Here is an 8,217-nt window from a genome sequence, read left to right as displayed (position 1 = left end):
GATATTTGAGGCATGCTTCCTCCACCGCATCATCTGCGGTGTTAGAAAGAGTCGCCACGCCTCAAGACCACACAACATGCGCAAGAGCCACGAAATCGAGGGATCATCAGCGAGCCCCTCCTCGTTTATGAGGGCACCGCCACGAAGACGCTGCGGCCCTGGGAGAAGCTCGCCGCGCGGATCATCGAGATCGGTGACCGGCGTATTCTCGCAGGCGGGCTGGGGCTCTGAGTAGCAGCGGAACAGAAAATACACACAAGGGCCGTTTCGGTCGCGCTTTGTCATCGCAACAAACCCCGGTTTTCTGCAGCGCGAACACCCGCGCCAGCCGACATGGTGCGCCGATCGTCCGATTTCATATAAAACCCTGGACAAACCTATAGCCACAAAACCCATACCTCGATAGGTTGTTGGACGAGGGGGGCGGCCATCACCATGCTGATCGGATACATGCGGGTGTCGACGGCCGAGCAGAGCCTCGACCTCCAGCGCGACGCGCTTGAGCAAGCCGGCTGCGATAAGATCTATCAGGATGTCTGTTCCGGCCGCGCCACCGAACGACCCGGCCTTGCCCAGGCTCTCGACAACGCCCGCAATGGCGATGCGCTGGTCATCTGGAAACTCGATCGGATCGGGCGCTCGCTGCCCCATGTCGTCGGCCTCGTCGGCGCACTCCAGAAACAGGGGATCGGCCTGAAGGTGCTGACCGGTGACGTCGATACAACGACGGCGACGGGACGTCTGGTCTTCGGCATCTTCGCGACGCTCGCCGAATTCGAGCGTGACCTCATCCACGAGCGCACCATGGCGGGTCTTGCGGCAGCCCGCGCCCGCGGCCGCACCGGCGGGCGTCCCCGGATGATGACCAGGCCAAAGCTCAAGACCGCGATGGCGCTGATGGCGGATCGGGAAAACAGCGCGCGCGATGTCGCGACCCAACTCGGTGTCTCGCTGTCGACCCTTTACGCCTACGTCGACAGCAAGGGCCAGCCCCGGCCGCGCGCCGACAAGCTCCTCAAGAAGCGCACGAGCGCCGCGCAATAGGAGAAGCAAATGCCGGTCAGCTTCCTTAACGAGGACCAGATCCGGCGCTATGGACGTTTCGCGAACGAACCGTCTTCCGATCAGCTGGTCCGGTACTTTCATCTCGACGATGTCGATCGCGCTTTCGTCGCCGAACATCGCGGCGATCGCAACCGACTTGGCGTTGCCATTCAACTGGGCTCGGTCCGCATGCTCGGCGTCTTTCTTGAAGATCTGGCCACGGCACCGATCTCCGCGTTGCGCTATGCGGCCGAGCAACTCGGGCTCGACGACCCCGACGCGATCTCCACTTATGCGAACGACCGGGCCCGGGCCCGGCATATTCCTCGGATCAGGGTCCGTTACGGCTATCGCGTCGCAACGGACCCCGGTGTTTCGTTCCGACTGAGCCGGTTTCTTTATGCCCTCTGCTGGACCGGCACCGATCGACCATCGGCGCTGTTCGACCGCGCAGCATCCTGGCTGATCGCCAACAAGGTTCTGCTGCCGGGCCTTTCCGTCCTCGAGCGGGCCGTCTCCCGCATTCGCGGTCGTGCCAACGCTCGCCTGTTCCGCCAGCTCGTCGATAAGGTGACGCCCGAACAGCGCGAGCGTCTCGACGCTCTCCTCGTCGTGCCCGAAGGCGCCCGACAAAGCCCGCTCGACCGTCTTCGGGATGGCCCCTACATCCAGAGCGGGCCCGAGATCAGCCGGGCGATGGCGCGTCTCGAAGAAATCCGCGCCATCACGGATGGTCTTCCGGAGATCGACCGGCTGCCGCCCGGGCGCGTTACCGCCCTTGCCCGTTTCGCGTCGGCCGCCAAGGCGCAGGCTGTTTCCCGTCTTCCCGACGAACGGCGCACCGCGACGCTGCTTGCCTTCATCCGCACGCTCGAAGCCAGTGCGAGCGACGATGTGATCGACCTTTTCGACGTCGTCACCACGACGATCTTCTCGAGCGCGCAGGCGGTGTCGAAGCAGGCGCGCATGCGCACGCTTCGCGATCTCGATGCCGCGGCGCTGAAGCTGCGCGACGGCATTGCTGTCCTGTTCGATGAGGCCACACCGGATCACATGGTCCGCACCGTTATCTTCGAGATGGTGGGCAGGGATAGCCTCGAATCCGCATATGAGCGGGTGGGCGCGCTCGCCGAACCGCCCGACGACGTCTATTTTGCGGAACTTCGGAAACATCGGGGTCAGTTCCGCTTCGCGCCAGCGCTCTTGCGGGGGCTCAACCTCGATGCGGCGCCTGCAGGCAAGTCTCTCCTCGATGCCGTCGAACACCTGCGGGCCGTTCAGGACGGCCGCAAACGCTCCGGACCCGCGCCTGCGGCCTTCGCTCCGAAGGAGTGGGCAGGCCAGTTGAAAACCGCCGATGGCGGGATCGACCTTTTCGGCTATCGCCTCTGCGTCCTCGATCAACTCCGACGAACGATCCGACGACGCGATGTCTTTGCCTCCCGCTCGCTGCGCTACGCCGATCCCCGCAAGGGTCTTCTGTCGGGCGCCGCGTGGGAAGCGGCAAGATCTGTCGTGTGCCGCACCGTCGGTGTCTCGGCATCGGCCGAGGAGGAACTGGCCGGACTTTCGTCACGGCTGGATCTCGCCTATCGCGAAACCGCCGATCGGGCGCCCGGCAATGAAGCCCTGTCGATCGAGACGACGACCGCCGGCAGCAATCTGTCCGTCGCCCAACTCGACAAGATCGAGGAACCGCCAAGCCTCGTCGCGCTGCGCGCCGCGGTCGAGGCGAGACTGCCGCACGTCGATCTGCCCGAGCTCATCCTTGAGATGCAGGCGCGAACCGGTTTTGCAGACCACTTCACCCATGCAAGCGAAGGCGGCTCGCGCGCCGCGGACATCACCACCAGCGTCAGCGCCGTGCTCCTGGCAGAAGCCTGCAATACCGGCTTCGAGCCGCTGCTGCGACGAGACGATCCGGCGCTGCGTCGATCGCGCCTCAGTTGGGTGAAGCAGAACTTCCTACGCACCGAGACGCTGACCGCGGCCAATGCCGCGCTGGTGGCGGCGCAGAACGCGATTCCGTTGGCGCATTCATGGGGCGGCGGCGACGTCGCCTCGGCCGACGGCTTGCGCTTCGTCGTTCCGGTGCGCACCATCCATTCCGGCCCCAATCCCCGCTATTTCGGTTACGAGCGCGGCATCACCTGGTACAATCTGGCGTCCGACCAGTTCACCGGGCTCAACGCGATCACCATACCCGGAACGTTGCGCGACAGTCTGTATCTCCTGGCCCTCGTGCTGGAGCAGGAAACCGAGCTCTCGCCGACCGAGATCATGACCGATACGGCGGGCTACACGGACGCTATATTCGGGATCTTCCATCTCCTCGGCTATCAGTTCAGCCCGCGCATCGCCGACATCGGCGGTTCCCGCTTCTGGCGGGTGGATGGAAAGGCCGACTACGGCCTGCTCGACGATCTGGCGTCGAACAAGATCAACACGCGCCTCATCGCCGATCACTGGGACGATCTTCTGCGTCTCGCCGGCTCGCTGAAGCTCGGTGTCGTGCAGGCAGCCGGTCTCACGCGCACGCTCCAGACCAACGACCGGCCGACGAAGCTGGCCCGAGCGCTCCAGGAACTTGGCCGCCTGATCAAGACACTTTACCTGCTGCGGTTCATCGACGACGAGGGCTATCGTCGGCGCATCCTGATCCAGCTCAATCGCGGCGAACTTCGGCACAGGCTTGCCCGCGTGATCTTCCACGGCAAGCGCGGCGAACTTCGCCAGCGCTATCGCGACGGCCAGGAGGATCAGCTCGGCTCGCTCGGTCTCGTGGTCAACGTCATCGTCCTATGGAACACGATCTACATGGACGCGGCCCTCAACCAGCTGCGCGCCGAAGGATTCGAGGTGAAGCCCGAGGACGTCGCTCACCTCTCGCCGTTGAGCTTCGGGCATATCAACATGCTCGGCCGCTACGCCTTCACCTTGTCCGATACCGTCGCTCGGGGTGAACTCAGGCCGCTGCGCAATCCTTCGGCGGCGGGAATCGACGACCTGTAGGCGGGCTTATGTGTATTTTCTGTTCCGTTGCTACTCAAAGCCCGTCTGGAGCGTCTGGAGCGTTTGTGCGGCGGCCTCGGCTGTCGTCACACCGCCAATTCGCGCTCGGCATAGGCGGCTTCGCCGAACACCCGGCGATAGCGGGCGATAGCGGCGGGCTCGCCGCTGGCCTTGGCGGCATTGTCCGACAGCTTCACCGCCGGCCGGCCGTTCGCCGAGGCGACCTTGCAGACCAGCGAGATGGGGTCGAGCCCGCTCATCGGCTCCGGCGCCATGCCGCGGAAGTCGTTGGTCAGATTGGTGCCCCAGCCGAAGCTCATGCGCACCCGGCCCTCGAAATGCCGATAGGTCCGCTCAATGGTGTCGGAATCCATGCCGTCGGAAAACACCAGCAGCTTCTCGCGCGGCCCGGTCTCGCCGTGTTTCTGATCGCCTTCGGGCTCGCCGAGCGGGACGGTGCAACGATCGCCCTTGGCCTGGCGATGAGCGCTCTTGCTGTGGGCGTCACCACGGGCTTAATCCTCGGTGGCTATTGGCTCGTCGAATTTGCCCTCGGCCGATCGCCAAGCCGATAGAGGCGCTCAAATGAGACCCATCGCAAGACTTTCGGCCAGCGACAGGCTTTTGCGCCATCGCACAAGCGGGCTTTTTCGCGACAGATCGCGCGGGTCTCCATTCCGGCTCCCTTTACCGGAATGGAAGCCCTCACCTCGCTAAATGGATATGCATCGTCGGCGCTCAGGAGGATGATGCCCGCCCGCCACACATGCTTCTGCGCCGAGTTGCCATCTCGCACCAGCGCCTTGGGGCGGCACCGCCGCCATCATCCTGTTCAACTGTCGCTATCTGGGTCGCGTCGTCGAGGCGATGCGCCGGCGCGGAACGGCATTCGATGAGCGGATAATCCCCCAGCTCTCGCCGTTGGGCTGGGACCATATCAACATCACGGGCGATTACGTCTGGTCAGATCATCTCATGGTCGATGGTGAAGGGTTCCTGCCGCTTAGGATTGGCGCCTCATGATCGCGCCGACATGCCTACCGTATATCTGTGTCCCAATAATGCACTGGGGCCTATGCCGGGTTCGACGCGAAGTCCCAAGCATTGAGCGTCTGTGGAGTGCTCGAACGCAAGCGCATGGATTGCTACGCCTTGCTTCAATAACCGCAGCGCTTCAAGGCGGACCAAGAAAGACGTTCTCCTGCATGAGGGTGCTTCCAAGTAATTTATCAAGCGGTATCGCTTTTGCGATCTCCTCGGGCCGTGCAACGTGGAGTTCCGCAAAATACCAACCCGTCGTCTCGATGCCCGTAGCATCAATTCCCATTCGCTCCAGTCTGTCGAGCACTTGCTGGCGCTCTTCGGTCGATGCGAACTGGCGCTGAGGGAAAACATGGGCGACCTTTTCCGTGACGTAGCCGTGACGCGTCAACATTTCTTCCGACGCTCCGAAGTCAAACATGCGCAGCACGAAATGTGCCATCCACGGGCGGCTGTCGAAGCTCGATCGCAGAAGCCGTTCCAGCGAAATCTCGCTGACATAGCCGACGCAACCAGTCGAAATAATGAGATCGGCGTTTTCAAGTAACGCGGCGTCTATTGGCGTCGGATCCATCGTCTCGAGATCAGTCACAATGCCGGCGTCCAACATGCCCACATCAACCGCGTAAGATACGGCGCGGTCGGCCAGATCAATCCCAACCATTTCGAGGGCAGCATCTTCCGGTTCCGCGTAGAGTTCGCGGTCGCGCGCAAGAAGCATCTCGGAATCGTCAACTTCCGAGTACAGCCGGTAGAGATCGTCCATTGAAAACCCGTGCTTCAAAAGTGCGCCATTCACTCCGTATGAGCAACCCAGATCGACAACTCGTGCGGCGTCGGTTTCGGTGATGCTTCGCCTTGCCTCAATCAATTGTTGAAATTGTGGTTTTGCTTCCTGAGGAATTCGGTAGCCGAGATCAGATAATGTTGAAAAATACGTAGACGGGTTCGGCTTATTGTAAATGCAATTCATATTCATCTTGCCGGTTTCCTCGTATTTTGCACTATTCAATGTAAAATCTCCTGTATCACAATATTACGTCAAGCGACGGACGGAAGAAATGCTTTTCACATTCTATCCGCTTCGGTCTCGGGAACACGCGAAGGTCGAACTCAGGCAGGATGGCATAGAGGCATTCGAAAACGTCGGACTGGGACCTCTTGTAGACAGCCAGGCGATCGTGTTGGCGAAACAGTAGGTCTCGATCGGCATACCTCGCCGCCCGGAGACAGATGCAGAACCATGCGTCATCTCCTGATCGACGTCTGGATAGAAGTGGGTTTACTCGGCGGCTTGAGCCGTGCCGCCGAATGTCCGCGCCAACTCGTCGGCGAGGCTCGTACGCTCCCAAGAAAAAGCTCCGTCATTCTCCGCAGCACGGCCGAAGTGGCCATAGGCTGCCGTTCGGGCATAAATCGGCCGATTGAGACTGAGTTGGGTGCGGATACCGCGCGGTGTCAGCGTGACCATGTCGCGTAGTATTTTCTCGATCTTGTCAGTGTCCACCTTCGCTGTGTTGAAAGTCTCGATGTAGAACGCGACGGGCTCGGCGACCCCGATGGCATAGGCCAGCTGAATCTGACATTTGTCAGCCAAACCGGCCGCGACGACGTTCTTCGCCAGCCAGCGGGCCGCATAGGCAGCGGACCGGTCGACTTTGGACGGATCCTTGCCCGAGAAAGCACCACCGCCATGGGGCGCTACGCCGCCATAGGTGTCGACGATGATCTTTCGGCCGGTCAGGCCGCAGTCGCCGTCTGGGCCACCGATGACGAACCGGCCAGTCGGGTTCACCAAGAGCTTGTCCTCAGGACAAGCCCACCCTTGGGGCAGTGCCCTGGTGATATACGGTTTGACGATTTCGCGCACCGTTACCTGATCAAGCCCGTCGACATGCTGTGTTGAGACGACGATGGAATCGACGGCGACCGGCTTTCCGTTCTCGTAGCGCAAGGTGACCTGGCTCTTGGAGTCCGGGCCGAGGAACTGTTCTTGGCCGGCGCGTCGAGCCTCGGCCATGAGCTGCAGGATGCGGTGGGAGAAGACGATAGGAGCGGGCATCAACTCCTTCGTCTCGGTGCAAGCGTAGCCGAACATGATACCCTGATCGCCAGCGCCCTCATCTTTGTCCACGCCGCCATCGACACCAATCGCTATGTCAGCTGATTGCTCGTGCAGTTTCACGACGATTTCGTTGTTCTTCCAGTGGAAGCCGTCCTGTTCATAGCCAATGTCTCGTACGGCATTGCGGACACGTTCCTCGATACCCTTCAGCACATCGGAGGGACCGCGTACTTCGCCGGCAACGCATATGAAATTAGTCGTGGCCAGCGTCTCGCAGGCAACGCGTGATTGCGGATCGGCGGCCAGATACGCATCCACGATCTCGTCCGAAATACGGTCACAGACTTTGTCCGGGTGCCCCTCGGATACGGACTCGCTCGTGAACAACCGGCTGCGATTCACCATGTACAACTCTCCCTAGCAGTCGCGCGTGCGCGACGCCCGTCACGCAGTTGTCGGTTTGGAGTGAGACGTCGAGCCAAAGCCCGATCAAGTGGGAAAGGGCAGGTCCTGCTTATGAAAAAGCAGGATCCCCAAGGCTCCGTCGCGATGGAGGCCAATCACGATAATCCGGAGCTGGCCTCTTCTGTAAACTTTGCCGCTCTGCGATTACGGTCGTCATGGGCTCTTTCAATTGCTCAACCACGCGCACGGTTCAGGTTTGTGCGAGAAACGGTACGAACGATTTTGCGACTCACATCTCTACAGGTGAGACACAGCCTGGACGGTCCTACTCCTGCTGGAGCAGCGGCCGGATCGTTCCTCGGTTTGCACGGCCGATGAATCAGCCGGCGGCGAACCAAAAACCTCTTGTCGTCCGAATGGACCTATCCTGGACAGAAGGTTTTCTCCGCAGGTCGGCCAAAAACTGGTTCGGTCACCCGCAGAACAAACGCTAAGACAAAGCTATTTGCTTTTCGCGGTTTAAACTGAATTTTTTTTGTGCTAACCGCGCACGCCTGTTTGAGCTATGGCTGAAAATGGGTGATGGGGCCTGAGAAGGCGGCGTATCGTGGCGGGTTCTGAAGCCTGCCAGAACCTCCCGAAGGAGCGAT

General features: G+C 61.1%; 6 protein-coding genes and 1 pseudogene. 3 read left to right on the top strand and 4 right to left on the bottom strand.

The features are described from left to right. Positions 1-285: hypothetical protein (locus VQ044_RS22805; protein WP_331827794.1), on the bottom strand; the 285-nt coding region annotated here is incomplete at its 3' end. Positions 286-435: 150 nt separating this feature from the next. On the opposite strand from VQ044_RS22805, the gene VQ044_RS22800 reads away from it, so the two are divergent. Together VQ044_RS22800 and VQ044_RS22795 are read left to right on the top strand one after the other, a co-directional pair. Beyond that, positions 436-1,044, top strand: a complete 609-nt coding sequence (locus tag VQ044_RS22800) for a recombinase family protein (RefSeq protein WP_327649792.1) — start codon at positions 436-438, stop codon at positions 1,042-1,044. A 9-nt stretch (positions 1,045-1,053) separates the two neighbouring features. Then, positions 1,054-4,056, top strand: a complete 3,003-nt coding sequence (locus VQ044_RS22795) for a Tn3 family transposase (protein ID WP_327649794.1) — start codon at positions 1,054-1,056, stop codon at positions 4,054-4,056. Between the two features lie 86 nt (positions 4,057-4,142). On the opposite strand, the pseudogene VQ044_RS22790 reads toward VQ044_RS22795, so the two are convergent. Beyond that, positions 4,143-4,463: pseudogene (locus tag VQ044_RS22790) on the bottom strand (nicotinate phosphoribosyltransferase); the annotation flags it as partial. A gap of 415 nt (positions 4,464-4,878) precedes the next feature. On the opposite strand from VQ044_RS22790, the gene VQ044_RS25910 reads away from it, so the two are divergent. Next, positions 4,879-5,079, top strand: a complete 201-nt coding sequence (locus VQ044_RS25910) for a Tn3 family transposase (RefSeq protein ID WP_442873009.1) — start codon at positions 4,879-4,881, stop codon at positions 5,077-5,079. Between the two features lie 151 nt (positions 5,080-5,230). Here the strand turns inward: VQ044_RS25910 and VQ044_RS22785 are convergent, their stop codons facing one another. Both VQ044_RS22785 and metK read right to left on the bottom strand, forming a co-directional pair. Further along, positions 5,231-6,109 carry a hypothetical protein gene (locus tag VQ044_RS22785; RefSeq protein WP_327649796.1) on the bottom strand — a complete coding sequence of 293 codons (879 nt, stop codon included), beginning with the start codon at positions 6,107-6,109 and terminating at the stop codon, positions 5,231-5,233. Between the two features lie 270 nt (positions 6,110-6,379). Then, positions 6,380-7,567 carry a methionine adenosyltransferase gene (gene metK / locus VQ044_RS22780; protein ID WP_327649797.1) on the bottom strand — a complete coding sequence of 396 codons (1,188 nt, stop codon included), beginning with the start codon at positions 7,565-7,567 and terminating at the stop codon, positions 6,380-6,382. Between the last annotated feature and the right edge of the window lie 650 nt (positions 7,568-8,217).

The sequence above is a fragment of the Aurantimonas sp. C2-5-R2 genome (assembly GCF_036549495.1).
Classification (GTDB): Bacteria; Pseudomonadota; Alphaproteobacteria; order Rhizobiales; family Rhizobiaceae; genus Aurantimonas; species Aurantimonas coralicida_A.
The sequence above is the reverse complement of the archived record's forward strand: the minus strand, read 5'-3'. Positions and strand labels throughout refer to the sequence as shown.

Excerpts from the sequence above, each read along its gene's own strand:
- VQ044_RS22800 (WP_327649792.1), top strand. The coding sequence starts at position 436 with ATGCTGATCGGATACATGCGGGTGTCGACGGCCGAGCAGAGCCTCGAC.
- VQ044_RS22795 (WP_327649794.1), top strand. The coding sequence starts at position 1,054 with ATGCCGGTCAGCTTCCTTAACGAGGACCAGATCCGGCGCTATGGACGT.
- metK (WP_327649797.1), bottom strand. The coding sequence starts at position 7,567 with ATGGTGAATCGCAGCCGGTTGTTCACGAGCGAGTCCGTATCCGAGGGG.